Origin of the sequence: Actinomadura citrea, assembly GCF_013409045.1 — a bacterium.
Taxonomy (GTDB): domain Bacteria; phylum Actinomycetota; class Actinomycetes; order Streptosporangiales; family Streptosporangiaceae; genus Spirillospora; species Spirillospora citrea.
Genome location: NZ_JACCBT010000001.1, coordinates 4,327,621 through 4,352,186 on the forward strand (window position 1 = coordinate 4,327,621; position 24,566 = coordinate 4,352,186).

Genomic DNA, 24,566 nt, shown 5'->3' on the forward strand with positions numbered 1-24,566 from the left:
GTCGCGGCCCCCGTCGCGGCGGAAGACTTGTTCCCGGCCACAGCGCGCCGCCCTTCCGCGGCGCGGGTGATCGCCGTTATCCCGCGGAGGGGGGAGGCCCGTCCTCCCTCCTCCGCAACAAAACGGGTATTTCGGTCATCCGCAACGAGATTGTGGTTTCTTGGCCTTCTCCGGGGGGACGCCGGGGGTCATGATGACAATCCTGTGGCTCATCGCGGTCATCCTGGTGATCGCCGGCATCTACGTGATCCTCGCGCGGCGCGACCTGCTCTGGGGCATCGTGCTCATCGTCGTCGGACTCCTCGTCGGCCCCGGCGGGGTGAGCATCTTCACCTGACCGAAAACACGGCCGGCCGGGGTGAAACCCTGACGTGAACTGTCAGGTTTCGGTGCCAGCATCATTCCCATGAGCCGTGCACTGAGAGGAAAGACCGCACTGGTCGCGGGCGCCACGCGCGGAGCGGGACGGGGAATCGCCGTCCAGCTCGGCGCCGCGGGCGCGACCGTCTACGTGACGGGACGGTCCACCCGGACCCACCGGTCGGAGATGGACCGTCCCGAGACCATCGAGGAGACCGCCGAGCTGGTGACGGCCGCGGGCGGCGAGGGCATCGCCGTCCAGGTCGACCACCTCGACCCGGCGCGGGTCGCCGCCCTCGTCCGCCGCATCGACGAGGAGCGCGGCCGCCTGGACGTCCTCGTCAACGACGTCTGGGGCGCGGACCGGCTCTTCGAGTTCGGCAAGCCGCTGTGGGAGCAGTCCCTGACCGACGGCCTGCGCATGCTCAGGCTGGCCGTCGACACCCACGCCATCACCAGCCACTGCGCCCTGCCGCTGCTGATCCGCGAGCCCGGCGGCCTGGTCGTGGAGATCACGGACGGGACCGCCGAGTACAACGCGGCGTACCGCAAGGAATGCGGCTACTTCTACGACCTCGCCAAGACCGCCGTCATCCGGATGGCCCTCGCCCAGTCGGAGGAGATCGCGCCCTACGGCGCGACGGCCCTCTCGCTGACGCCGGGATGGCTGCGCTCGGAGGCGATGCTCGACAACTACGGCGTCACCGAGGACACCTGGCGCGACGCCACGAAGGCGACGCCGCACTTCGCGATCTCCGAGTCGCCGGCGTTCGTCGGGCGCGCCGTCGCGGCCCTGGCCGCCGACCCGGACCGGGCGCGCTGGAACGGGGCGTCGCTGTCCAGCGGCGGGCTCGCCCAGGTCTACGGGTTCACCGACGCGGACGGCAGCCGCCCCGACGCCTGGCGCTACATCGTCGAGGTGGAGCAGGCGGGCCGTCCCGCCGACGTCACCGGCTACCGGTAGCCGGCGCCCCGGACCGCAGCGGCGGGCGGGACCGGCCGCGCGGGCCGGCGCCGGGCGGGTCAGTCCGCCGTCCGGTACAGCTCCGCGAGCCGGGCGGCGTTGCCCGCCATCCACTCCCGCAGCTCCGGCGGGGCGAGGATCTCGACCTCGGGTCCGAGCCGCATCAGCTCGGACACCGCGACGGCCGTCGACTCCACGGGCAGCGTGGTCACCACCCACCCCCGCTCGTCGGGCTCGCCGGCGGCCGCGGCCGCCTGCCGGGCCGCGTACGGCTCGACGGCGTACCGCAGGATCCGCATGCCGGCGGGGGACAGGCGCACCGTGGCCTCCTCGCGCAGGACCGACCGCACGAAGGCGGCGGCCTGCACCCGCCAGTGCCCGGCGAGGTCGAAGTCCTCGTCGCGCCGGAAGAACACCCCGGTGGGGCGGACGGCGGCGACGCGGTCCACCCGGTAGGTGCGGTGCCCGCCGCCGGTCCGTGCGACCAGGTACCAGGTGCCGTTCTTGAGGACGAGCCCGTACGGCTCGGCCGTCCGGGTGACCTCGGAGTCCTTGCGGCGGTAGCGCAGCTCCACGGTCTCGTCGTCCCACACGGCGCGGGCGAGGTCGCGCAGCAGCGGCGGCGGCCCGCTCTCGCCGAACCAGCCGGGCGCGTCGAGATGGAAGCGCTGGTTCGCGCGGGCGGGCGCGTCCCGCAGCGCCCTCGGCAGCGCGGCGAGGACCTTCAGTTCGGCGGCCGCGAGCGCGTCGGCGCGGCCCATGTCCCCGGCGGGGCCGGGCAGCCCGGACAGGAACAGCGCCTCGGCCTCCTCGCGGGTGAGCCCGGTGAGCCGCGTCCGGTAGCCGCCGACCAGCCGGTACCCGCCGCCGCGCCCCTGGTCGGCGTAGACCGGCACCCCGGCCGCCGACAGCGCCTCCATGTCCCGGTAGACGGTGCGCTCGGACACCTCCAGCTCGCGCGCCAGCTCGGCGGCGGTCATCGTCTCCCGCGACTGCAGGAGGAGCACGGCGGAGATCAGTCGGGCGGCGCGCACGGTGACCATCCTGCCGAACGGGAGGGTTCCTGACAATTTCGTGGGAGGTTCGCCGCATTCGCCTGTCCCGACAGGCCGGGTGGCTGTTAATTTCGCGGCGTGCCTACCGACACCAGCATCGCGGCGTTCATCGACGCCCTCCCGAAGGTCGAGCTCCACGTCCACCTCGTGGGCTCCGCCTCCGTCCCGACCGTCCTCGAACTCGCCCGCCGCCACCCGGACGGGCCCGTCCCCGTCGACGAGCGCGAGCTGCGCGCCTTCTACGAGTTCCGCGACTTCCCGCACTTCGCCGAGGTGTACGAGTCGGTCTCCAGCCTCGTCCGCGCGCCGGAGGACGTCGGCACGCTCGTCTCCGGCATCGCCCGCGACCTCGCCGCGCAGAACGTCCGTTACGTCGAGCTGACCGTCACGCCGTACACCCACCAGCGGGCCGGGATGCCGATGCCCGCGGTGACCGAGGCGCTCGACCTCGCCGCCCGCGAGGCCCGCGACCGGCTCGGCATCCGCCTCTCCTACATCTTCGACATCCCCGGCGAGTTCGGCGCCGAGGGCGCCCGCGGCACCCTCGACCACGCGCTGCACCACCCGCCGGAGGCGCTCGTCGGGTTCGGGATCGGCGGCATCGAGCAGTGCCGCCCGCCGTTCCGGGACGCGTTCCGGGACGCCTTCGCCGCCGCCCGCGCCGCGGGCCTGCGCAGCGTTCCGCACGCGGGAGAGATGACCGGCCCGGAGACGATCTGGGAGGCCATCGAGGGGCTCGGCGCCGAGCGCATCGGCCACGGCACCAACTGCCTGGACGACCCGCGCCTCGTCGCCCACCTGCGCGAGACGCAGCTGCCGCTGGAGGTGTGCCCGACCTCCAACGTCTGCACCGGCCAGGTCGCGGACCTCGCCGCCCACCCTCTTCCGCGGATGCTGGAGGAAGGGCTGTTCGTCACCCTGAACAGCGACGACCCGCCGATGTTCAACACGACCCTCACCGGCGAGTACCGCGTCGCCGCCGAGGCGTTCGGGCTCGGCCGCGCCGAGCTGGCCGCCCTGGCCCGCAACGCCGTGACGGCCTCGTCGCTGGACGAGGAGGGACGCAAGGCGATCATCGCCGACATCGACGCGCTGGGCTGAGCCGGACGGTCAGCCCCAGGCCATGCGCCGCCACGGGCTGCCCGGGTCCTCGGCGAGGACGCGGTGGCCGGTGAGGGAGCGTTCGTACCATTCGCCGAACTCGCCCTCGTCGAACCGCAGCATCCGGCCGAGGACGTACCCGGCCGAGAACCCCTCCCACGACGCGTACACCTGGTGGGCGCGGTGCCCCGCCGTGAGAACGCACTTCTCGGCCTCCTCGGCGTCGCAGTACCCGGCGTTCAGGCCCCAGCGGGCCATGTTCACCGCGCGCCCGAAGTCGTAGCCGTAGACGCTCTCGACCCGGCCGTCGGGCGGGAGCAGGCCGTCCGCCCGGAACCGCGCCTCGTAGCGCAGGACCGCCTCGGACAGCTCCACGACCTCCCGGACGGTCTGCTCGGAGATGTCGCGCTCGCCGCACCAGGCGACGATCGCGTCCTGCCAGGCCCGCTTGTCGGTGCCCCTGCCGCGCCGGTCGAGCACCATCTGGATCGCCGGGTCGCTGTTGCGGGCGTCGAGCAGCGCGTCCATCTGCTCGCGCCAGCCCTCGGAGTCGGTGATGCCCCAGTCGCGCTCCAGCAGTACCCGGTCGTCGCGGGGGCCCTCGTGGTCGGCGAGGCTGTTCCATGCGACGCCGTTCCCGACGGCCAGGTGGGCGCCGACGGCGAGGGCCGCTGCGAGCCGTCCCCACGCGGCGCTGCCGGGGTCGGTGACGAGGATGTCGTGGTCGCGGTCGGGGCGCCGCTCGGCGTCCGCGAGCAGCTCGGCGACCTGCCGATGGGCTTCGCCGCCGGGCGGCATCTGCGCCACCAGCTCGCGCAGCGGCCGCAGCGCGCCGCGCGGGCCGGCGTCCTTCAGGATCAGCCGCGCGGCGTGCACGCCCGCGGCGCCGGCGCGCTTGGGATCCTGCAGTGACCCGAACCCCGACATCGCGGCCCAGGCGCGCCGCGCGGCCTCACCCGTCCGGCCCGCGGCGGCCAGGACATGTGCCGCCTGAGCGTCCAGCCCCGCCCGGACCTCGGCCGGCAACGAGGCGGCCGCCCGGTCGAGGACGTCGAGGACGCGCTGCGCCTCGCCGGTCCTGCCCGCGGCGGCGAGCGCCCGCGCGTACCGCGCCCGCGCCGCCGCGGCGGACGCCAGGTCGCCGCGCGCCTCCATGGCCTCGGCTGCGTTCGCGTAGGCGGCCGCGGCCTCCTCGGCCCGGCCCTGCCGCTCGTACTTCCTGGCGCGGTCGAGCACGGCGCCGGTATCGGCCTGAAACGTCATCGATCCCTCCAGGCCACACCGTACCGCCCGCAATGATCTCGACACCCGTCCGTACGGAAAGCCGCCGACCCGGACAGCCGGAGCCGCCTGGACGGCGACGGACTCGCTGGTCGAGAGGTCCCGCGGGCGACCGAGCGCCGGACGCGCACGCCGTGTTCCGAAGGTTCTCGTCGGCGCCTCATTCTCCGGTGCGGCCGTCGACGGCTTCGCGCAGGAGGTCGGCGTGGCCGTTGTGGCGTGCGTATTCTTCGAGCATGTGGAGGTAGACCCAGCGCAGTGTCAGCGCGCGGTTCCTCCCTGGGAACTCCTCCTCCAGTGACCGGCCCCGCGCGGTCTGCCGGGCCAGTTCGACTTCCCTGGTGTAGACGGCGAAGTCCTCTTGGGCGCTCTCCGCGTCGCCGAGGTCGAAGTCCCCGTCGGGATGCTCCTGCGAGCAGTACAGGTCACCCAGTGTGTCCTGCTTGTCGAAATTGCGGCGGAACCACCAGCGCTCGTTCTCCGCAAGGTGCCGCACAAGGCCGAGCAACGTCAGGCTCGTGGTCGGCAGCGGCCTTGACGCGAGCTGTTCCCCGGTCAGTCCGCTGCACTTGAGCAGCAAGGTGGCGCGGTGGAAGTCCAGATACGCCTCCAGAGACGCACGCTCATCGTCTCCGAAAGGGAAGTCGCCGCGATTCACCGCGGGCGCAGTCCATGTCATGAGAGCGAATCCTCGCCTACGGGCACCCGGGGATCCACGGGATATCGCTTCCGAGGGTCAACTCCCACGGAGGGGGACACGTCACACCGGTACATCATCGACCAGGAGCCGCCGACGTACCCACAGCCCGTTCCGCCACGATCTCCTCGTCCGACGGCGCCGCGCGGCGGTTTATCAGGTTCCGGGCGCGTTCTGCTCACCCGCCGGGGCGGTCGGCACCGCCAACGACCGGGTCTACACCTGCAAGGGGCCCGGCCAGGCGCGGTGGCGGCGGTAGGGCGGTGATCTCTACGCGGGTGTCGTGGAAGACGGGGCCGGCGCCGAGGTCGGTGTCGCGCTCGTCGACCACGGCGTTGGCGTTGGAGCCGCCGGAGAGCTTGGCCCAGTGGCCCTTGTCGGTCGCCGCGACGCCGGGGCGGACATCGTCGGTGATCTTCAGCACGGCCTCGAAGGCGCCCCGGTCGTTGCCGACGGCGACCCGCTGCCCGTCGCTCAGCCCCCGCGCCCTCGCGTCGTCCTCGTGGAGGCGGACGGTGAGGCCGCCCGAGCGGCGCCGCAGTTCCGGGTTGTTGGCGAACTGGGTGTTGAGGAACTCGTGCGACGCCGCCGAGATCAGGGCGAGCGGGTACTTCTCGGCCCGCTCCTCGTCGGCGACCTCCGCGGGCGGGACGTATCCGGCGAGCCCGGCGGCGGGGGAGCGGAACTCGAACCGTCCCGACGGGGTCGGGAAGCCGTCGGCGTACGGCAGGAACGGGTCCGGGACCGACATGCGCACGTAGCCCTCCTTGCGGAGCCGGTCCAGCGTGACGCCCGCCATCCACGGGTGGTCCGACGCGAGCAGTTGTTCGGCGAGGCTCTCGTCGGAGTCGTACAGGGCCGGCTCCCGCAGGCCCATCCGGCGCGCCAGGCGGCGGAAGGTCTCGGTCGTCGGCAGGCACTCGCCGGGCGGCGCCACCGCCGGCTCGTTCCATGTGAGGTACAGGTGCCCGTAGCCCTCGTGCAGGTCGGTGTGCTCGTGCTGCGCCGTCGCGGGCAGCACGATGTCGGCGTAGTCCACGGTGTCGGTCGGGAACTGCTCCAGGACCACGGTGAACAGGTCGTCGCGGGCCAGGCCGCGGCGCACCTTGTTCTGGTGCGGCGTGCTGCCCGCGGGGTTCGCCGCGATGACGAACAGGGCCTTGACCGGCGGGTCCTGGACGTCCAGCAGGCCCTCGCCGAGGCGGCTCATCGACAGCGTCCGCACCGGGTGGGGGCGCAGGTCGTCGCGCCACAATGCGGCCTTGTCCAGCCTCACGTGGCCGGACGTGGAGAACGCGAGCCCGCCGCCGCGCCGCGCCCAGTCGCCGGTCACGGCGGGGATGGCGGCGATCAGCCGCAGGGCGGCCCCGCCGCCGGAGTGCCGCTGGAGCCCCTGCGTCGCGCGGATCGCGGTGGGGCGGGTGCGGGCGATCCGCTCGCCGAGCGCGACGATGCGGTCCGCGGGGACGCCGGTGATCCGCGAAGCCCGGTCCGGCGGGTACTCGGCGATCCGGTCCCGGAACTCCTCCCATCCGAGCGTGTTGCGGGCCAGGAAGTCCGCGTCCTGCGCGCCGAGGCCCACGATGACGTGGAGCAGGCCGAGCGCGAGCGCCCCGTCCGTTCCGGGCAGGGGCGCCAGGTGCTCGTCGGCCTGCCGCGCCGTCCGCGTCCGCACGGGGTCGATCGCCACCAGGTGCGCGCCCGCCTTCCGCGCGTCCTGGACGAACTTCCACACGTGGTGGCCGCTGGTCAGGGGGTTCGTGCCCCACAGCAGGACGAGCCGGGCGTGCGCGAGGTCCTCGGGGTCCATGCCGCCCGGTGAGCCGACCACCTCGGTCATCCCGGCGCTGCCCGCCGCCGAGCAGATGTTCGCGTCGTGGGCCGAGGCTCCGAGCAGGTTGAAGAACCGCCGGCCGGAGTACCCTTCGAGGCCCTGCAGGTAGCCGAGCGTGCCCGTCCCCCAGTAGGGCCAGATCGCCTCGCCGCCGTGCTCCCGGGCGACGTCCTCCAGCCGCGCGGCGATCTCGTCGAGGGCCTCGTCCCACCCGATGCGCTCGAACCGCCCCTCGCCCTTGGCGCCCACCCGGCGCAGCGGGTGAAGGATGCGGTCCGGCTGGGCGGCGCGCTCCAGCCACCGGTTCACCTTCGCGCACAGCGCCCCGCGCGTGTAGGGGTGGTCGGGATTGCCGCGCAGCCGGACCGCCGCCCCGTCCCGCACGGTGACCACCCACGAGCAGCCGTCGGGGCAGTCCAGCGGGCAGGCCCCCAGTACTGTCAGCTCCGATGGCATAGAACCTCCCCTAGCTGGACGAACCTCTCCAGTGTGCGGCATGACACCATGAGCGTCATCCAGGACGTTCATTACCCTCGATGGCCGTGCCCCGGGTCGCGGCCGGGGTGCCGGGGTGGTTTCCTAAGGGGCGACGGAAACGACCCGTAGGGGGAACGAGAGTGAAGAGCGTCGAGCCCGAGGTGTTCCTCGTTGCGCGGCCCGAACTGGACTACGACGAGGTCGCCCGGTACCTGCGGGACGTGGGCGGGGAGGGCTGGCTGGAGCGGCTCGACCGGGGCGAGCTCGACGACGAGCTGAACGACCCGCAGAACCTCGCCGAGTTCGCGGGCCGGCTCTGCTACCGCTCCTGGGAGCCGGGCCTCAATCCCAATGTCACCAAGATCCGCACCGACTCCGGCCAGTACCTGGAGAACATCCTGCGCAGCCTGCACGGCTCGGTGCTGGAGCACGTCAGCTTCAGCTTCGTCCTGCACAACGTGAGCCGGGTGCTGACCCACGAGCTCGTCCGGCACCGTCCGGGCGTGGCCATCTCACAGGAGTCGCTGCGGTTCGTCCGGCTGCAGGACATCCCCTTCTGGTTCCCGGAGTGGGCCCGCGAGGACCCCGAGCTGATGAAGCGCGCCACCGCCATGCTGGAGCAGATGGAGGAGTTCCAGGGCTGGATGGCCGCGCACTTCGGCCTGGACGACGCGGGCGTGCCGTTCAAGGAGAAGAAGCACAAGACCTCGTTCATGCGCCGCTTCGCCCCCGAGGGAGTCGGCACCGGCCTGGTCTGGACGGCCAACGTCCGCACCCTGCGCCACACCCTGGAGAACCGCACCGCGCCCGGCGCCGAGGAGGAGATCCGGCTGCTCTTCAGCAAGATCGGCGAGGTGATGCGGGCGGAGGCCCCGGACCTGTTCGGCGACTACGTCGTCGAGGACGGCTCCTGGGTGCCGCAGTGGCGCAAGGTCTGATCCCGCGCCGTCCGTGTCGGGCCTAGGCGCACCCGGTCCGCCTGAGGGATTATTGGACGCTATGTCTGACATCTCTATTCCGGTGGGCGCCGCCGAGCTGCCCGGCTACCTCGCCGTCCCCGAGGGGGAGGGGCCCTGGCCGGGCGTCGTGATCGTGTTCGAGGCGATGGGCGCGAACGACGACATGCGCGCCCAGGCCGACCGGTTCGCCGCCCACGGGTATCTCGCCGTCCTGCCCGATCTCTACAACGGGGCGCCCTGGGTGCGCTGCGTCGCCAAGGCGATGCGCGACATGCGCGCCCAGCGCGGGCCGACCTACGACCACATCGAGGCGGCCCGCGCATGGCTCGCCGGCCGGGACGACTGCACCGGTGGCATCGGGGTGTGCGGGTTCTGCATGGGCGGCGGGTTCGCGCTGGTCGCGGCGGCGAAGTACGACTTCCAGGCCGCCGCGGCCAACTACGGGATCCTGCCGCGCCGGCCGGAGGAGTCCCTGCGGGGCGCGTGCCCGATCGTCGGCAGTTACGGCGCCGCCGACCCGTCGCTGCGGGGGGCCGCGGGCAGGCTGGAGAGCGCCCTCACGGCCGCCGGCGTGGCGCATGACGTGAAGGAGTACCCGGGGACCGGGCACGGGTTCCTCACCGACCTCACGCCGCCGCCCCCGTTCGGCCCGATCGCGAAGATCGTCATGGGGTTCGGGAGGGGCCGCGAGAACGCCCCGGACGGCTGGGAGCGCATCCTCGCGTTCTTCGCCGAGCACGTCACCAAAAAATCTACAACGTAAAGGCGCCGGCCGTTGACCGGCGAGATCAGGGACGGAGCACGGCCTGGGTCTGGGTCACCTGGGCGGCACGGCGCCCGGTCGCGTCGAAGAGGTCGGTCTGGACGACGATCGAGGTCCGGCCGGTGTGCAGCGGGCGGGAGACGCCCCGGACACGCCCCTCCCTGACCCCGCGGAAGAAGTTGGTCTTGGACTCCAGCGTCGAGGTGAAGGTGTCCGGCGGGAGGTTGAGGAACGCGCACGCCGCGCCGAGCGTGTCGGCCATGGCCATGAGGGCGCCGCCGTGCATGAGCCCGCCGGCGGTGCAGCGGTCGGGGGCCCATTCCAGGTGGCCGGTGACCTCCTCGGGCCCCGCGGTGTCGATCTCCATGCCGAGCGCGCGGGCGAACGGCATGGCGTCGGTCAGCTGGTCGGGGGTGAGCCCGGTCGTCATGAGGCCTCCTGCGGCGGGGGTGGTCGGCTCCCCACCCTGGCCGCCCCGCCCTCGCCGCGTCCATTACCTCGCACGTCATCGTGGACCTGACCTGGAAGCGGCTACCGTCGAGACGTGATGACGATGACGACGGGGTTGAGCGACGTGCGCCCGATCGGGGACCAGCTCCGGGCCTGGCGGCAGCGGCGCAGGCTGAGCCAGCTGGAGCTGGCGTCGGAGGCGGACGTGTCGACGCGGCACCTCAGCTTCGTGGAGACGGGGCGCTCGGCGCCGAGCCGGGAGATGGTGCTGCGGCTGGCCGAGCACCTGGACGTGCCGCTGCGCGACCGCAACCTGCTGCTCGTGGCGGCCGGGTACGCGCCGGTGTTCGACGAGACGCCGATCGAGGAACCGAAGATGGACACGGTCCGTGCGGCGCTCCGGCAGGTGCTGGAGGGCCACGAGCCCTATCCGGCGGTGGTCGTGGACCGGTTCTGGAACCTGATCGACGCCAACGGCGCGGCGGCGTTCTTCATGGAGGGCGCGCCGCCGGAGCTGCTGGAGCCGCCGCTGAACGTGCTGCGGCTCAGCATGCACCCGGACGGGATGGCGAAGAACATCCTGAACCTGGCGGAGTGGCGGGCCCACATGATCGACCGCGTGCGGCGGCATGTGGCGCTGACCGCGGACGCGGCGCTCGCCCAGCTGTACAAGGAACTGCGGAGCTTCCCCGGCGACGTGGGGGAGGCGATCGCCCCGCCCGCGAGCCACGAGGTCTTCGTTCCGCTGCGGATGCGGGTGGAGGGCCGGGAGCTGTCGTTCTTCAGCACGATCGCGACCTTCGGGACGCCGGTCGACATCACGGTGGCGGAACTGGCGATCGAGTCGTTCTACCCGGCGGACGCGAAGACGACCGAGTTCCTGCGGGAGCGCGCCGGCTGGTGACGGGCGTCAGTCCCCGGCCGTGAGCAGGTCGTGGTGGACGCGCGTCAGCGGCACGCCGAGCCGCTGCAGGGCGGTGACCGTCGCGCGGACGAGCGGGGCGGGCCCGGCCACGTAGGCGTCGTGGCCGCCGGATCCGTCCAGGAGCTGGGGCAGGACGTCCGGCACGCGGCCGGTGAGGGCGCCGGCCGCGGGTTCGCGGGACACCACGGGGACGACCTGGAGCCGGGCGTGGGCGGACTCCAGCTGCCGCAGCGCGGGGAGGTCGTAGAGGCCGCCCTCGGTGCGGGCCGCCACGACCAGCAGGACCTCGCGGCCCGCATCCGAGGCGAGGGCCTGCTCGGCCAGCGCCTTCACGGGGGCCAGGCCCGTGCCGCCGCCGATCAGCAGGAGCGGGCGGTCCGAGCCAGGGTCGAGGGTCATCGTGCCGTCCGGCGGGCCCAGCAGCACGCTGTCGCCCAGGCCGGTGTGCCGGACCAGCGCGCCGCCCACCCACCCGGCGGGGCGGGCCCGGACGTGCAGGCAGATCGTGCCGTCCCGGCGGGGCGCGTTCGCGATCGAGTACGGCCGCCAGACCCGGGGCCAGCGGGCCGCCTGCACGCTCACGTGCTGCCCGGGCGTGAACGGCAGGGGCCGCTCGGGGCGCAGCGTGAGGACGGCGAGGTCGAAGGCGCGGCGTTCGTGCCGCACGACCTCGGCGACCCACCACGGCGGGGCGTCCAGGGCGTCCCGCTCCGCCGCGCCGGCCATGGCGTCGGCCGCGGAGCGGTAGGCGGCGCGCCAGGCGGCCTCGGCCTCGGCCGTCCAGACGTCGGAGGCGAAGGCGCGCAGCGTCGCGGTCAGGGCCTCCTCGACGGCCGGATAGTGCTCGCGCAGCACTCCGTACTTGCGGTGGCCGCGGCCGAGGCCCTCCAGGTGACGGGCGAGTTCCTCGGGGTTGTCCTGGCTCCACACGATCCGGCTGAGCGCGTTGAAGAACCGGTCGTGCTGGTCGCCCATCGCGGGCGGGAACAGGGTTCGCAGCCGCGGCCGCGCCGCGAAAAGGCGCCCGTAGAAATAGCGCATGGCGCTCGCAGAGTCGGCCTCAAGGCGTGCGAAGCATTCTTTGATAACGCGAGTTTCCGGTGACATTCGGTCGGCTCGCCTCCCCATCGGGCGGTTTTCGGCGGTCGGACGGCAGGGCTGACGGACGATCCGGGCGTGCATGCTGCCCGAGTTGGTGAGATTCTCTCACTCATCTCCGCAGGTGTTCAATGGATCGCTCTCACGGGGATACAAGATCGCTACTCAACGTAATGGCGCGTCAATTCAGCGTGACAGACGGTAAGTGAAACGGTCAACGCATACTGATCGGTATCCGATCTGGGAGGGAATGTTCGGGAAGAACCGTCCGGAAGGGGAGGAAGAACCTGCATCAGGGAAGAAGATTTCAGAATTATTCGGTGTTTCCTGCTCCGTGCCGTCCCGGGAGCCCGGCCACCGACCCCGGCATCGCGGTGCGGCGATCTCGCCGCTTCCGGCGGCGGAGATCCGCGCCGTGCGGCAAGCTGACCCAGGAGGAGGGCCGTGGGCGGACGGCACAGGGGCGGGTGACGCACGGTGACGTGCGGCCGGCAGGCAGATCACCCGTGCCGGCAGGCGCCCTGGGCCGGTGTCCAGCACGGGGGGAGAAACGCATGTCAGGAGCCGCGCGCGGAGCGCCGCATCCGGCGGCCGGTGAGGGCGGGCCGCCGCTCATCGGCATCACCACCTACCAGGAGCCGGCTCGCTGGGGGGTCTGGGTGCGCGAGGCGGCCCTGCTGCCCGTGCCGTACGCGCGCTCGGTCGAGCGGGCCGGCGGCGTCCCGGTCCTGCTGCCCCCGGCCGCGACCCTGCGCGGACTGGACACCCTGGTCTCCCGGCTGGACGGCGTCGTGCTGGCGGGTGGCGGCGATCTCGACCCGGAGCTGTACGGCGCCGTCCGGCATCCCGAGACCGGGCCGCCGCAGCCGCAGCGTGACCGGTTCGAGCTGGCCCTCGCCCGCGCCGCCGTCGACGCCGACCTGCCCTTCCTGGCGATCTGCAGGGGCATGCAGGTGCTGAACGTCGCGCGCGGCGGTGCCCTCGTCCAGCACCTGCCGGAGGCGGTGGGCCACAGGGGGCACGCCCCGGAGGTCGGGCTCGTCGGCTCGCACCGCGTGCGGATCGGCGAGGGGAGCCGGATCGGCGGGATCCTCGGCGCCTCGTCCGACGTCCCCACCTACCACCACCAGGCGGTGAGCCGCCTCGGCAAGGGCCTGACCGCCGTCGCCTGGACCGAGGACCAGGTGGTGGAGGCGGTGGAGCTGCAGGGCCACCGTTTCGGGCTCGGGGTGCAGTGGCACCCCGAGGAGGGCGACGACAGGCGGCTGTTCGAGGCCCTCGTCGTCGCAGCCGCCGGACGCTGACGCGGGGGAGCCGACGCAGGGGATTGGCGGCCGGGTCACCGGGCAAGTCGACGGGTGGATTTCCGCCGTTGTCCCCCCACCGGAGGCCGCCGCATGCCCCTGCACCCGCAGACCGTGAGCTTTCTGGAGCAGCTCGCCTCGTGGACCGCCGCGCCATCGGGGCGGGACGGGCCCGCCGAGCCCACGATCGCGGAGATGCGGGAGCGGATCGGCGCGGCCTTCCCGGTCGTGCGGCGCGAGCTTCCGTGGGTCGGCGACATCGAGGTGCCCGGCCCAGGGGGGCCCGTGCCGGTGCGCCTGTACCGGCCGGCGCCGCCCGAGCGGGGGCCGCTGCCGGCCGTCGTGTACCTGCACGGCGGGGGGTGGGTGCTCGGTGGCCTCGACAACGTGGACGCCTTCTGCCGCGACCTGGCGGACTCGGCGGGGTGCGTCGTGCTGAACGTCGGCTACCGGCTGGCTCCGGAGCACCCGTTCCCCGCGGCGGTGGACGACGCCTGGGCCGTGGTGTCCTCGGTCGCGCGCGAGCCCGGCCGGTACGGCGTGCTGAGCGGGGCCGTGGCGGTCGCCGGCGACAGCGCCGGCGGGAACCTCGCCGCCGTCGCCGCGCTGCTGGCCAGGGACGCCGGGGTCCCCCTCGCCCACCAGCTGCTCGTCTACCCGGTGACCGACACGGCGAAGGACACCCCGAGCTGGCGGGAGTACGGGACGGGCTACGGGCTGGACGCCGGGTCGCTCGCCCGGTTCATGGACCTCTACCGGGACGGCGCCGACCCGTCCGACCCCCGGCTCGCCCCGCTGCGCGCCCCGGACCTGGCCGGCGCCGCGCCCGCCACCGTGATCACCGCCGAGTGCGACATCCTTCGCGACGAGGCCGAGGGCTACGCGCGCCGCCTCGCCGCGGCCGGCGTGCCGGTCGAGCTGCGCCGCTACGACGGCGTCGTGCACTCCTTCTTCCTGCTGCCCGAGATCTTCGACGCCGGCGCCGAGGCGGTGGAGTTCGCTGTGCGACGATTGCGCGCGGCATTCGACGACCACTCGCGGCAGGGGAGTGCGGCATGACGCGGTACGACGCGTACGAGCGGCTGAAGATCGACTGGGCGGCGGACGGGGTGCTGCGGGTCACCATCAGCACGCCGGGCAAGCTGAACGCGGTCGACACCACCGGGCACCGCGAGCTGGCGGAGATCTGGCGCGACGCCGACGCCGACGACGAGGCGCGCGTGGTGCTCGTGCGGGGGGAGGGGACGGCGTTCTCCGCCGGCGGAGACCTCGCCATGATCGAGGAGATGATGACCGACCACGCCGCCCGCCGCCGGATCATGCGCGAGGCCCGCGACATCGTGATGAACGTGCTGAACTGCTCCAAGCCGGTGGTCAGCGCCGTCCAGGGCCCGGCGGTGGGGGCGGGGCTCGCGGTCGCGCTGCTGGCCGACGTCTCCGTCGCGGGCCGCACCGCGAAGATCATCGATGGTCACACGCGGCTGGGCGTCGCGGCCGGCGACCACGCGGCGATCGTGTGGCCGCTGCTGTGCGGGCTCGCGAAGGCCAAGTACTACCTGCTGCTCAACGACGTCCTCACCGGCGAGGAGGCCGAGCGGATCGGCCTGGTCTCGCTGTGCGTGGACGACGCGCAGGTGCACGAGCGCGCGCTGGAGATCGCAGGCCGGCTCGCCGCCGGGCCCGCCGAGGCGCTGTCGTTCACCAAGCACGCGCTGAACAACTGGCTGCGCCTCGCCGGGCCGACGTTCGACGCCTCCCTGGCGATGGAGTTCTTCGGGTTCACCGGGCCGGACGTGCGCGAGGGCGTCGCGGCGGTCCGGGAGAAGCGCCCGCCCCGGTTCGGCTGAGGCGCCGCCGGCGCATCCCGTGCGCCCCGCGCGGTCCGGCTCAGTACGACTTGGGGAGTCCCAGTTCGTGCTGGGCGATGTGGGCGAGGACGAGCTCCTCGGCGACCGGGATGTTCTTGGCGATGCGGGCGTCCCGGAACATCCGGGCGATCGGGTACTCCAGGGAGTACGCCATGCCGCCGTAGGTCTGGAACGCCCGGTCGGCCGCCTGCCAGGCCGCGTCCGCCGCGGTGAGCTTGGCGATGTTGGCCTCCGAGCCGCAGGGCCGGCCGCGGTCCCACAGCCAGGCGGCCTTGTAGGTCATCAGCCGGGCCAGCTCCAGCTGCGCCTTGATCCGCGCGAGCGGGAACGCGACGGCCTGGTTCGCCCCGATCGGCGTGCCGAACGGGGCGCGCTCGCCGGCGTACTCGCAGGCGAGCCTCAGCACCAGGCCGCCGGACCCGACGCCGCCCGCCGCGGCCAGGATCCGCTCGGGGTTGAGGATGTCCCACAGGACGGCGAAGCCCTGGTCGGGCTCGCCGAGGACCCGGTCGGCGGGCACGCGCACACCGTCCAGGAAGACCATGCTGGAGGCGACGGTGTTGGTGCCGAGCTTCGGGATCGGCCGGTAGGTCAGCGTTCCCGCGGCCACGGCCTCCTTGACGTCCACCAGCAGGACGGTGAAGCCGGCGGTGCGGGGGCGGGCCTCGGCGGCCGGGATCGTCCGGGTGACCAGGACGAGGAAGTCGGCGCGCTCGACGCCGGAGATCCAGATCTTCTGGCCGCTGACGACGAAGGAGTCGCCGTCGCGGCGCGCCTGGGTGGAGATGTTGATGGCGTTGCTGCCCGCGTCCGGCTCGGTGATGGCGAAACACGTCTCGACCTCGCCGGAGGCGATCTTCGGCAGGAGCTCGCGCCTCTGCTCGGCGGTGCCGTGCCGGGCGATGGTGAGGCCGCCGAAGGCGGGTGTCAGCAGGTACATGAAGGAGGCGGCGCCACCCGCCCCGCCCTCGGCGAGTGCCTCCAGGGCCACCGCGAGCTCCAGCAGACCCTGGCCCCCGCCGCCGTACTCCTCGGGGATCGCCAGGCTGTGCCAGCCGCCGTCGACCAGCTCCCGCCAGACCTCCTCCGGCCAGCGTTTGTCCGTGTCGCACCGGCCCCAGTAGTCCTGGTCGTACTTCCCGGCGACGGCCAGCACGCCCTCGCGCACCGCGGCCGCGCCCTCCGGCAGGTCGAAGTCCATCGCGCCTCCCTCACACGTTCTCGCCTGCGCTCACGGTAGCGGACGCGAGTAAGTGCTCACTGACGCGGGGTGGGCCATTGAAGCGCCTCTCCCCGGGTAGGCGACACGGGGACCTCGGCACGGGGCCCGGCCAGAGGGAGGCGACACGGGAGGGGGAGGCCATGCGGCCGCGCGACAGGTGGATGCTGGCCGGCGGACGGTGGAGCCAGGGCGCCGCGGACGAGACGTTCACGGTGACCGATCCGGCCACCGGCGAGCCGCTGGGAGTGGTGGCCGCCTCCTCGGCGGCGGACGTGGACACGGCGGTGGCCGCGGCCCGCGGCGCCGCACCCGGCTGGGCGGCCGCCCCGGCGGCCGAACGGGGCGCGGCCCTGCACGCGGCCGCGCGCGCGGTCGAGGAGCGCATGGACGAGCTGGCCGCCCTGGTGACGGTGGAGATGGGCAAGCCGACCGGCGACGCGCTCGGCGGCGTGGAGGCCGGGATCGGCGCGCTGCGCCAGTACGCCGAGCTGGGGCCGCTGCACGGGGGGCGCAGCCTCCCCGGCGGACCGGACGCCGCCGACTTCATGGTCCGCGAGCCGTGGGGCGTCGTCGCCGCCATCACGCCGTGGAACGATCCGGTCGTGATCGCCTGCGGGCTGGTCGGCGCGGCCGTGGCGACGGGCAACGCCGTCGTGCACAAGCCGTCCGAGCGCACGCCCCACACCGGCGCGATGCTCGCCGAGCTCGTCGCCGGGTGCCTGCCGGACGGGGTCCTGAACATGGTCACCGGCGGCGGCGCGGTCGGCGAGGCCCTCGCCGGGCACGGGGGCGCGGACGTCGTCGCGCACGTCGGCTCCACCCTCGCCGGCCGCCGCGTCGCCGAGCTGGCCGCACGGACCGGCGCGAGGACCGTCCTTCAGAACGGGGGCAACGACCCGCTGATCGTGGACGCGGGGGTCGACCCGTCCTGGGCCGCCGGGCAGGCCGCTCTCGGGTGCTTCGCCAACGCCGGGCAGATCTGTACCTCGGTCGAGCGCGTCTACGTGCACGAGGCCGTGGCCGAGCCGTTCCTGGACGCGCTCGCCGCCCGCGCGCGGAACCTGCGCCCGGGGCCCGGCGCCGACCCGTCCACCGAGCTCGGGCCCCTCGTCGACGAGCGCCACCGCACCAAGGTCCACCAGCAGGTGGAGAAGGCGCTCGCGGAGGGGGCGCGGGTGCTGACCGGCGCGCGCCTGCCGGAGGGCCCCGGCTGCTTCTACCCGGCGACCGTCCTCGCGGGCTGCGCCGACCACATGGCGATCATGGCGGAGGAGACCTTCGGCCCCGTCGCCCCCGTCCGCACCGTGACCGGGTTCGAGCAGGCGCTGGCGGCGGCGAACCGCTCCCGCTACGGCCTCGCCGCGACCGTCCTCACCCGCGACATGGCGCACGCCCAGGCCGCCTGGCGCACGCTGGAGGCCGGCACCGTGAAGATCAACGCGGTGTTCGGGGGCGCGCCGGGAGGCGCCGCGACCCCGCGCCGCGCCAGCGGCCACGGGTTCGGGTACGGCCCCGAGCTCCTGGACGAGATGACGGCCGTCAAGGTCGTGCACATCCAGGCCGCCGCCCCCTGAGCCTCATCCGGCGCCCGGGCCCCGGTGCCCCGCGGGGGCGGCCATGTAGCAGGTCACCATGCGGGCGACGAAGTGGGCGAAGACCTCCGGAGGCCCGGACGGGAGCATGATGTGGCTCATCGTCAGGCGCACGGCCGCGTCGGCGATCTCGGTGAGCGCGGCGCGGTCCAGATCCGGCCACTGGCGCAGGGCGTGCTCGGCGATGCGGGCGCTGGCGGAGAACAGCACCGGCTCGGCCTGCGTGGTGAGCAGCGGCAGCATCTCGTCCCCGCCCGCGCCCGTCAGCACCGCCTTCTTCAGCTGGTCGTCGGCGGAGGTCTCCAGCGTGAACATGACCGCGGCGACCACCGCCGAGTACAGGTCGGTGTGCTCGGACAGCACCGCGTCGATGCCGTCGAGGTAGCGCTCGTTGTCGCGGATCACGACCGCCTGCGCGAGGCCCCACTTGTCGCCGAACTCGTTGTAGACGGTCTGCCGGCTCACCCCGGCGGCGGACGCGACGTCGCGCATCCGGACGGCCCGGTAGCCGCGCTCCACCAGGAGGTCCGCGGCGGCGTCCAGCAGGGATTCGCGCACGGAACGGCCGGCGGTGCCCATGTGTCGTCGCCCTCCAGGATGCTGGTCAGTACGCCATTATCCCCCGCGCGCCGCCGCCGGGCCATCGCGAGACCGCCGGGTCGCCGCCGTCGAGCAGGTGCGCGAGCGGGAGGGTGGCCGCGCCCACGGCCACCGCCTCCGGCCCGAGGTGGCACAGCTCGATCGAGGTCTGCGCGAACGGCTGGCGCAGCGCGTAGGCGGCGGTGGCCGCGACGATCCGGTCCAGCATCCGGCCGCCGATCAGCAGCCCCGCCCAGCCGCCGATGATGATCTTCTCCGGGCTGAACAGGTTGACCAGGTCGGCGATGCCCGCGCCGAGGTGTTCGGTGATGTCCTCGCGCAGGGCGGCCGCCGCCTCGGACGGGTCGGCCAGCAGCCCGGCGAGCGCCGCCTCCTCGTCGGTCCCGGCCGGACCGCCCGCGGCCCTGTAGTGTTCCAGCAGGGCGGTCGCGCCGACATAGGACTCCAGGCACCCGCGGGACCCGCACCGGCACGGCGCGCCGCCGACCCGGGACGTCGTGTGGCCCCACTCGCCCGCGCTGCCGGCCGCGCCCCGGTACGGCGAGCCGTCGATCATGACGGCCGCGCCGACGCCGGATCCGATCAGGGCGACGACGGCGCCCCGATGCCCGCGCCCGGCGCCGAACCACATCTCCGCCTGGCCGAGCGCCGTCGCGCCGTTGTCCACGAACAGCGGCAGTCGGGTGCCCTCGCGCAGCATCCGCTCCAGCGGCACGCCGTCCCAGCCGATGGTCTGGCAGTGCACGACCGCCTCCGGGCCGTGCTCGATCACGCCGGGGACGCCGACCCCGACGCCGATGATGGACGCCGGGTCGACCGACGCGCCCTCGATGACCGCCGGCAGGCCGTCCAGGATGTGCCGGACGACGGCGCGCTCGTCGTGGCCGCCGTCGCCGAGGGGCAGGTCGGCCTTGGCCAGCTGGGTCAGCCCCAGGTCGAACAGCTCGACCATCACCCGCGTCTCGCCGACGTCCACGCCGACGAGGTGGCCGTAACCGGCCGCGGTCTTCAGGAGCACGCGCGGCCGCCCGCCGTCGGACTCGACGCTGCCCGCCTCCACGACGAGCCCGGCCTCGATCAGCTCGCTGACCACGTTGCTGACCGACGCGGGGCTGAGGCCGGTCTCGCGGGCCAGGTCCTGGCGGCTGAGCGGCCCGTCGAAGTACAGCCGCCTCAGCAGTACCGACCGGTTGGTGCGGCGCAGGTCGCGCACGGTCCTCCGGCGCCGTTCCGGCATCGGCCCCCCTCATCCCGCGGCCCGGGCCGGGCCGCGTCCCCCGCAGGTTCTCAGGTCTTGACCCCACCATTATGTCACTGCTTAGATCACGGCGTGAAATAAGGTGTGATCTAACTCTCCGAGTGACCCTCGTCACCTGATCGGAAGGCCGAGCCGATGCGTCCTACCCCCTCGCGGGCCCTCGCCGTCCTCGCGGCCGGGCTCCTGGCCACCTCCGCGGCGGGCTGCGGCGGCGGCACCACGTCCGGCGGCGGGAACGGCGACCCGAAGACGCTGACCTACTGGGCCAGCAACCAGGGCACCGACCTCGCGGCCGACCGGAAGGTGCTGGACCCCGAGCTGGCCAAGTTCGAGAAGCAGACCGGCATCAAGGTGAAGCTGGAGGTCGTCCCCTGGACCGACCTGCTCAACCGCATCCTCGCCGCCACCACCTCCGGCCAGGGACCGGACGTGCTCAACATCGGCAACACCTGGTCGGCGTCGCTGCAGGCGACCGGCGGCCTGCTGCCCTTCGACTCCGCCGCGATGGCCGAGGTCGGCGGCGCGCGGCGGTTCGTGCCCGCCGCGCTCGCCGCCGCGGGCGCCAAGGGCAGGGACCCGGCCGCCGTCCCGCTCTACTCCCTCGCCTACGGCCTCTACTACAACAAGAAGATGTTCGCGGACGCGAACCTGGAACCGCCCGGGACGTGGCGGGAACTGATCGACGCCGGCCGCGAGCTCACCAAGGACGGCAGGTACGGCATCGCGATCGAGGGCGCCAGCATCCCCGAGAACGTCCACCAGGCGTTCACGCTCGGCCAGATGTACGGCGCCGACTTCTTCACCCCGGACGGCAGGCCCCAGTTCGCCACCCCGCAGGCCGTCGCGGCGGTCAAGTCCTACGTCGACCTGCTCGGCAAGGAGAAGATCGCCGCGCCGGGCAACGCCGAGTACTCGGCCAACCAGTCGCTGAACGACTTCGCCACCGGCAAGGCCGCGATGCTGCTGTGGCAGGCCACCACCAGCGGGCTCACCAACCTCGGCATGAAGCCCGGCGACTGGGGCGTCGTGCCGACCCCCAGGCCGTCCCCCGCGCCGCCGGGCGGCCGGAACATCACCTCCATGGTCGCCGGCATCAACATCGCGGTCTTCAAGAGCACCGGCAATCGCGAAGGCGCGCTGAAGTTCGTGAAGTTCATGACCGGCGACGAGGAGCAGAAGATCCTCAACAGGGCGTACGGTTCGCTGCCCTCGGTCGTCTCCGCGCAGAGCGACCCGGCCTTCGACACCGCCGACCTCAAGGTCTTCAAGCGCGTTCTCGCCACGAGCGCGGCGCCGCTGCCGCAGGTGCCGCAGGAGAGCCAGTTCGAGACGGCCGTCGGCACCGCGATGAAGGAGCTGTTCGCCGACGCCGCAGCAGGCCGCCCGATCACCGAGGCCAAGGTGCGGGAGCGGCTCGCCGCCGCCCAGCAGCAGATGGGCGGCTAGCCGCATGACCTCTGCCGAGGTGTCGGCCGCCGCCGTCTCCGCCGGGGGGACGGCGCGGCCGGGGGAGACCGGGCCCGGCGGGCGGGGGCCCGCCGGGACGCGGCGCGGGAGGCGGCCGCGGCTGCCGCCGGGCGCGCTGCCGTACCTGCTGCTCGCGCCCGCGGTCGTCGCCGAGCTGATCGTCCACGTGGTCCCGATCGCCGTCGGGGTCTGGATGAGCTTCAAGGAGCTCACCCTCTTCTACATCCGCGACTGGTCGAAGGCGCCCGGCAGGGGACTCGGCAACTACCGCGTCGCGGTGGACGCCGACGGCGCGATCGGCGCGGACCTGCTGCGCTCGTTCCTGGTCACGCTCGCCGTCACGCTCCTGGCGGTCGCGCTGTCGTGGCTGTTCGGCACCGCCGCGGCCATCCTCATGCAGGACCGCTTCCGGGGGCGCGGGCCGCTGCGCGCGCTCTTCCTCGTCCCGTACGCGCTGCCGGTCTACGCCGCCGTGATGACCTGGGCGTTCATGTTCCAGCGCGACAACGGGCTGGTGAACCACCTGCTGGCCGACCAGCTGCACCTGACCGGCGGGGACCGGCCGTTCTGGCTGATCGGCGGCAACAGCTTCTGGGCCCTGGTCACCGTCGTCGTGTGGCGGTCGTGGCCGTTCGCCTTCCTGGTGCTGACCGCCGGGATGCAGAGCATCTCCCGCGACCTGTACGAGGCCTCGGCGCTGGACGGCGCGGGCGTGTGGCGGCAGATCCGGCACATCACGCTTCCGGCGCTGCGGCCCGTCAACCAGGTGCTCGTCCTGGTGCTGTTCCTGTGGACGTTCAACGACTTCAACACGCCGTTCGTCCTGTTCGGCAAGGCCGCGCCGGACGGCGGAGACCTGGTCTCGGTGCACATCTACCACGCCTCGTTCGTCACCTGGAACTTCGGGACGGGCTCGGCGATGTCGGTGCTGCTCCTGCTGTTCCTGCTGCTGGCCACGGCGGCGTACCTGTTCGCCACGTCGAGGAGGAGGCCCGCGCATGGCTGACACGCGCCCCGTCCGCACGGGGCGGGCGCCGACCGACCCGCCCGCCTCGTTCGTCTGGACGCGGCGGATCGTGCTGGCCCTGCTCGCCGCGTTCACCCTCCTCCCGGTCTACGCGATGGTCAGCTCGTCGCTGAAGCCCCTGGAGGACGTGCAGCGGCGGTTCCGGTGGATCCCGTCGCAGCCGACGATCCGCCCCTACGTCGACATGTGGTCGACCGTGCCGCTGGCCCGCTACTTCGCCAACAGCGTGATCGTGGCGGGCGGCGCGACGCTGGCGTCCGTGGCGATCGCGATCGGCGCGGCGTACGCCGTCAGCCGGTACCGGTTCGCCGGCCGCCGGGCGTTCACGGTGACGGTGCTGTCCACGCAGATGTTCCCGGGGATCCTGTTCCTGCTCCCGCTGTTCCTGATCTTCGTGAACGCGGGGAACGCGACCGGCGTCGCCCTCTACGGCAGCCGCGGCGCGCTCATCCTGACCTACCTGACGTTCTCGCTCCCGTTCTCGATCTGGATGCTCGCCGGCTACTTCGAGTCGATCCCGCGGGAGCTGGACGAGGCGGCCCGGGTGGACGGCTGCGGGCCGGTCGGCGCGCTGCTTCGGGTGATCGTCCCGGCGTCGCTGCCCGGCATCGTCGCGGTGACCGTCTACGCGTTCATGACGGCCTGGGGCGAGGTCCTGTTCGCCTCGGTCATGACCAACGACCAGACCCGCACCCTCGCGATCGGGCTGCAGGGCTACTCCACGCAGCACGAGGTGTACTGGAACCAGGTGATGGCCGCCTCCCTCGTGGTGAGCGTCCCCGTCGTCGCCGGGTTCCTGCTGCTCCAGCGCTTCCTGGTGGCCGGGCTGACCGCCGGCTCCGTCAAGTGACCCGTCTCGACGACCCCGAGGGAGACCCGTGCCCATCGACGACCTGACCGCTTTCGGCCCCGACTTCGCCTGGGGGGCGGCCACCTCCGCCTACCAGGTCGAGGGGGCCGTCGCTGAGGACGGCCGCGCCCCCTCCATCTGGGACGCGTTCTGCCGCGTCCCGGGCGCGATCGCCGGGGGCGACACCGGCGACGTCGCCTGCGACCACTACCACCGCTGGCCCGCGGACCTGGCGCTGATGGCGGAGCTCGGGCTGCGCGCCTACCGGTTCTCGATCGCCTGGCCGCGGGTGCTGCCCGCCGGCGGCGGCCCGGTCAACGCGGCCGGCCTGGCCTTCTACGACCGGCTCGTGGACGCCCTGCTCACGGCCGGGATCGAGCCCCACCCGACCCTGTACCACTGGGACCTGCCGCAGGCGCTGCAGGACCGCGGCGGCTGGCCGTCCCGCGACACCGCCGGGCGGTTCGCCGAGTACGCCTCCGTCGTCGCCGCCGCGCTCGGCGACCGCGTCACGTCGTGGGCGACGCTGAACGAGCCGGTGTGCGCGGCCTGGATCGGGCACCTGCAGGGGACCATGGCGCCCGGCGTCGCCGACATCCGCGCGGCCGTGCCCGCCGCCTACCACCTGCTGCTGGCGCACGGCCTCGGTGCGCAGGCCGTGCGCGCGGCGGCCCCCGGCGCCCGCGTCGGCGTCGTCAACCTGCTCACCGACTGCGAGCCGGGCGGCGAGGACGAGGCGGACGCGGCGGCGGCGCGGCGCGAGGACGGCCACCACAACCGCTGGTGGCTCGACCCGATCCACGGCCGCGGGTTCCCCGCCGACATGATCGAGGTGTACGGGGTGGAGCCGCCGGTGCGGACCAGCGACCTGGAGGCGATCGCCGCGCCGCTGGACTGGCTCGGGGTCAACTACTACCGCCGGTCCGTCACCGTCGCCGACCCCGGCGGCCCGCCGCCGCACGTGCGGCAGATCACCCCGGCGGGAACGCCGCGCACCGGCATGGACTGGGAGATCCATCCGGACCGGCTGGCGAAGATCCTCGTCCGCGTCACCGAGGACTACGCGCCGCGCAGCATCATGGTCACCGAGAACGGCGCCGCCTACGCCGACACCGTGGCGCCCGGCGGGGCCGTCCACGACGCCGAGCGCACCGCCTACCTGGAGGGGCACCTGTCGGCGTGCGCGTCGGCGATCCGCGCGGGCGTCCCCCTGGACGGCTACTTCGCCTGGTCGCTGCTGGACAACTTCGAGTGGGCCTACGGGTACGCGCAGCGGTTCGGTCTCGTGCACGTCGATTTCGCCACCCAGGAGCGCCGCGTCAAGGACAGCGGGCGCCGCTACGCCGAGATCATCCGCGCGCACCGGGACCTCCGGGCGCGGCCCCTGGCGTCCCGCTCCCTAGAGTGAGGGCCG

The 24,566-nt window shown here is 73.5% G+C and carries 23 protein-coding genes; 14 read left to right on the forward strand and 9 right to left on the reverse strand.

Going from position 1 to position 24,566, the window contains the following annotated elements; all coding sequences use genetic code 11:
* Positions 1 to 190 precede the first annotated feature (190 nt).
* Positions 191 to 337, forward strand: coding sequence for a GPGG-motif small membrane protein (locus BJ999_RS20200; protein ID WP_165959128.1), 147 nt, complete (start codon positions 191 to 193; stop codon positions 335 to 337).
* Between the two features lie 69 nt (positions 338 to 406).
* Positions 407 to 1,324: an SDR family oxidoreductase gene (locus tag BJ999_RS20205; RefSeq protein ID WP_179834735.1), complete on the forward strand. Its 918-nt coding sequence runs from the start codon at positions 407 to 409 to the stop codon at positions 1,322 to 1,324.
* 59 nt (positions 1,325 to 1,383) lie between these two features.
* Here BJ999_RS20205 and BJ999_RS20210 read toward each other — a convergent pair whose 3' ends face one another.
* On the reverse strand, positions 1,384 to 2,358 hold the full coding sequence (locus BJ999_RS20210; protein ID WP_229810673.1) for a helix-turn-helix transcriptional regulator: 975 nt from the start codon (positions 2,356 to 2,358) through the stop codon (positions 1,384 to 1,386).
* Between the two features lie 99 nt (positions 2,359 to 2,457).
* Here BJ999_RS20210 and add point away from each other — a divergent pair, with 99 nt between their 5' ends.
* Positions 2,458 to 3,480 (forward strand): adenosine deaminase, encoded by a 1,023-nt coding sequence (gene add, locus BJ999_RS20215; protein ID WP_179834737.1) that lies wholly within the window; start codon positions 2,458 to 2,460, stop codon positions 3,478 to 3,480.
* Positions 3,481 to 3,489: 9 nt separating this feature from the next.
* On the opposite strand, the gene BJ999_RS20220 is transcribed toward add, so the two are convergent.
* The 3 genes from BJ999_RS20220 to BJ999_RS20230 all read right to left on the reverse strand — a co-directional run bounded on the left by BJ999_RS20220 (position 3,490) and on the right by BJ999_RS20230 (position 7,748).
* Positions 3,490 to 4,743 carry a DUF1266 domain-containing protein gene (locus BJ999_RS20220; RefSeq protein WP_179834738.1) on the reverse strand — a complete coding sequence of 418 codons (1,254 nt, stop codon included), beginning with the start codon at positions 4,741 to 4,743 and terminating at the stop codon, positions 3,490 to 3,492.
* Positions 4,744 to 4,921: 178 nt separating this feature from the next.
* Positions 4,922 to 5,440 (reverse strand): DinB family protein, encoded by a 519-nt coding sequence (locus tag BJ999_RS20225; protein WP_179834739.1) that lies wholly within the window; start codon positions 5,438 to 5,440, stop codon positions 4,922 to 4,924.
* A 196-nt stretch (positions 5,441 to 5,636) separates the two neighbouring features.
* Positions 5,637 to 7,748: a molybdopterin-containing oxidoreductase family protein gene (locus BJ999_RS20230; RefSeq protein WP_179834740.1), complete on the reverse strand. Its 2,112-nt coding sequence runs from the start codon at positions 7,746 to 7,748 to the stop codon at positions 5,637 to 5,639.
* A 161-nt stretch (positions 7,749 to 7,909) separates the two neighbouring features.
* On the opposite strand from BJ999_RS20230, the gene thyX reads away from it, so the two are divergent.
* Together thyX and BJ999_RS20240 are read left to right on the forward strand one after the other, a co-directional pair.
* Positions 7,910 to 8,707, forward strand: coding sequence for an FAD-dependent thymidylate synthase (gene thyX, locus BJ999_RS20235; RefSeq protein WP_179834741.1), 798 nt, complete (start codon positions 7,910 to 7,912; stop codon positions 8,705 to 8,707).
* A 61-nt stretch (positions 8,708 to 8,768) separates the two neighbouring features.
* On the forward strand, positions 8,769 to 9,491 hold the full coding sequence (locus BJ999_RS20240) for a dienelactone hydrolase family protein (RefSeq protein WP_179834742.1): 723 nt from the start codon (positions 8,769 to 8,771) through the stop codon (positions 9,489 to 9,491).
* A 25-nt stretch (positions 9,492 to 9,516) separates the two neighbouring features.
* Here BJ999_RS20240 and BJ999_RS20245 read toward each other — a convergent pair whose 3' ends face one another.
* Positions 9,517 to 9,921, reverse strand: a complete 405-nt coding sequence (locus BJ999_RS20245; RefSeq protein ID WP_179834743.1) for a PaaI family thioesterase — start codon at positions 9,919 to 9,921, stop codon at positions 9,517 to 9,519.
* 117 nt (positions 9,922 to 10,038) lie between these two features.
* On the opposite strand from BJ999_RS20245, the gene BJ999_RS20250 reads away from it, so the two are divergent.
* The gene (locus BJ999_RS20250) at positions 10,039 to 10,845 is read left to right on the forward strand and encodes a helix-turn-helix domain-containing protein (protein WP_179834744.1); all 807 of its coding nucleotides are present in this window, start codon (positions 10,039 to 10,041) and stop codon (positions 10,843 to 10,845) included.
* A 6-nt stretch (positions 10,846 to 10,851) separates the two neighbouring features.
* Here the strand turns inward: BJ999_RS20250 and BJ999_RS20255 are convergent, their stop codons facing one another.
* Positions 10,852 to 11,907 (reverse strand): globin domain-containing protein, encoded by a 1,056-nt coding sequence (locus BJ999_RS20255; protein WP_229810674.1) that lies wholly within the window; start codon positions 11,905 to 11,907, stop codon positions 10,852 to 10,854.
* A 611-nt stretch (positions 11,908 to 12,518) separates the two neighbouring features.
* Here BJ999_RS20255 and BJ999_RS20260 point away from each other — a divergent pair.
* The 3 genes from BJ999_RS20260 to BJ999_RS20270 all read left to right on the forward strand — a co-directional run bounded on the left by BJ999_RS20260 (position 12,519) and on the right by BJ999_RS20270 (position 15,115).
* The gene (locus BJ999_RS20260) at positions 12,519 to 13,268 is read left to right on the forward strand and encodes a gamma-glutamyl-gamma-aminobutyrate hydrolase family protein (RefSeq protein WP_179834746.1); all 750 of its coding nucleotides are present in this window, start codon (positions 12,519 to 12,521) and stop codon (positions 13,266 to 13,268) included.
* Positions 13,269 to 13,361: 93 nt separating this feature from the next.
* A complete protein-coding gene (locus tag BJ999_RS20265) occupies positions 13,362 to 14,327 on the forward strand; it encodes an alpha/beta hydrolase (protein WP_179834747.1) in 966 nt (321 codons plus the stop codon).
* Positions 14,324 to 15,115 carry an enoyl-CoA hydratase/isomerase family protein gene (locus tag BJ999_RS20270; RefSeq protein WP_179834748.1) on the forward strand — a complete coding sequence of 264 codons (792 nt, stop codon included), beginning with the start codon at positions 14,324 to 14,326 and terminating at the stop codon, positions 15,113 to 15,115. The genes BJ999_RS20265 and BJ999_RS20270 overlap by 4 nt, the downstream gene beginning before the upstream one ends.
* Positions 15,116 to 15,155: 40 nt before the next feature.
* Here BJ999_RS20270 and BJ999_RS20275 read toward each other — a convergent pair whose 3' ends face one another.
* Entirely contained in the window at positions 15,156 to 16,337 is a 1,182-nt protein-coding gene (locus tag BJ999_RS20275; RefSeq protein WP_179834749.1) for an acyl-CoA dehydrogenase family protein, read from the reverse strand.
* Between the two features lie 161 nt (positions 16,338 to 16,498).
* Here BJ999_RS20275 and BJ999_RS20280 point away from each other — a divergent pair, with 161 nt between their 5' ends.
* Positions 16,499 to 17,932, forward strand: coding sequence for an aldehyde dehydrogenase family protein (locus tag BJ999_RS20280; protein ID WP_218935149.1), 1,434 nt, complete (start codon positions 16,499 to 16,501; stop codon positions 17,930 to 17,932).
* A gap of 3 nt (positions 17,933 to 17,935) precedes the next feature.
* On the opposite strand, the gene BJ999_RS20285 is transcribed toward BJ999_RS20280, so the two are convergent.
* On the reverse strand, positions 17,936 to 18,529 hold the full coding sequence (locus BJ999_RS20285; RefSeq protein ID WP_179834750.1) for a TetR/AcrR family transcriptional regulator: 594 nt from the start codon (positions 18,527 to 18,529) through the stop codon (positions 17,936 to 17,938).
* A 25-nt stretch (positions 18,530 to 18,554) separates the two neighbouring features.
* On the reverse strand, positions 18,555 to 19,787 hold the full coding sequence (locus BJ999_RS20290; protein ID WP_179834751.1) for an ROK family transcriptional regulator: 1,233 nt from the start codon (positions 19,785 to 19,787) through the stop codon (positions 18,555 to 18,557).
* A 156-nt stretch (positions 19,788 to 19,943) separates the two neighbouring features.
* Here BJ999_RS20290 and BJ999_RS20295 point away from each other — a divergent pair, with 156 nt between their 5' ends.
* The 4 genes from BJ999_RS20295 to BJ999_RS20310 are packed head-to-tail and all read left to right on the forward strand — an operon-like array spanning position 19,944 to position 24,560.
* Positions 19,944 to 21,254: an ABC transporter substrate-binding protein gene (locus tag BJ999_RS20295; protein WP_179834752.1), complete on the forward strand. Its 1,311-nt coding sequence runs from the start codon at positions 19,944 to 19,946 to the stop codon at positions 21,252 to 21,254.
* 4 nt (positions 21,255 to 21,258) lie between these two features.
* Complete coding sequence (locus BJ999_RS20300) at positions 21,259 to 22,281, forward strand: carbohydrate ABC transporter permease (protein ID WP_179834753.1); 1,023 nt, start codon at positions 21,259 to 21,261, stop codon at positions 22,279 to 22,281.
* The gene (locus tag BJ999_RS20305) at positions 22,274 to 23,152 is read left to right on the forward strand and encodes a carbohydrate ABC transporter permease (protein WP_179834754.1); all 879 of its coding nucleotides are present in this window, start codon (positions 22,274 to 22,276) and stop codon (positions 23,150 to 23,152) included. The genes BJ999_RS20300 and BJ999_RS20305 overlap by 8 nt, the downstream gene beginning before the upstream one ends.
* Before the next feature lie 34 nt (positions 23,153 to 23,186).
* Complete coding sequence (locus BJ999_RS20310; RefSeq protein WP_179838682.1) at positions 23,187 to 24,560, forward strand: GH1 family beta-glucosidase; 1,374 nt, start codon at positions 23,187 to 23,189, stop codon at positions 24,558 to 24,560.
* Positions 24,561 to 24,566: the final 6 nt, after the last annotated feature.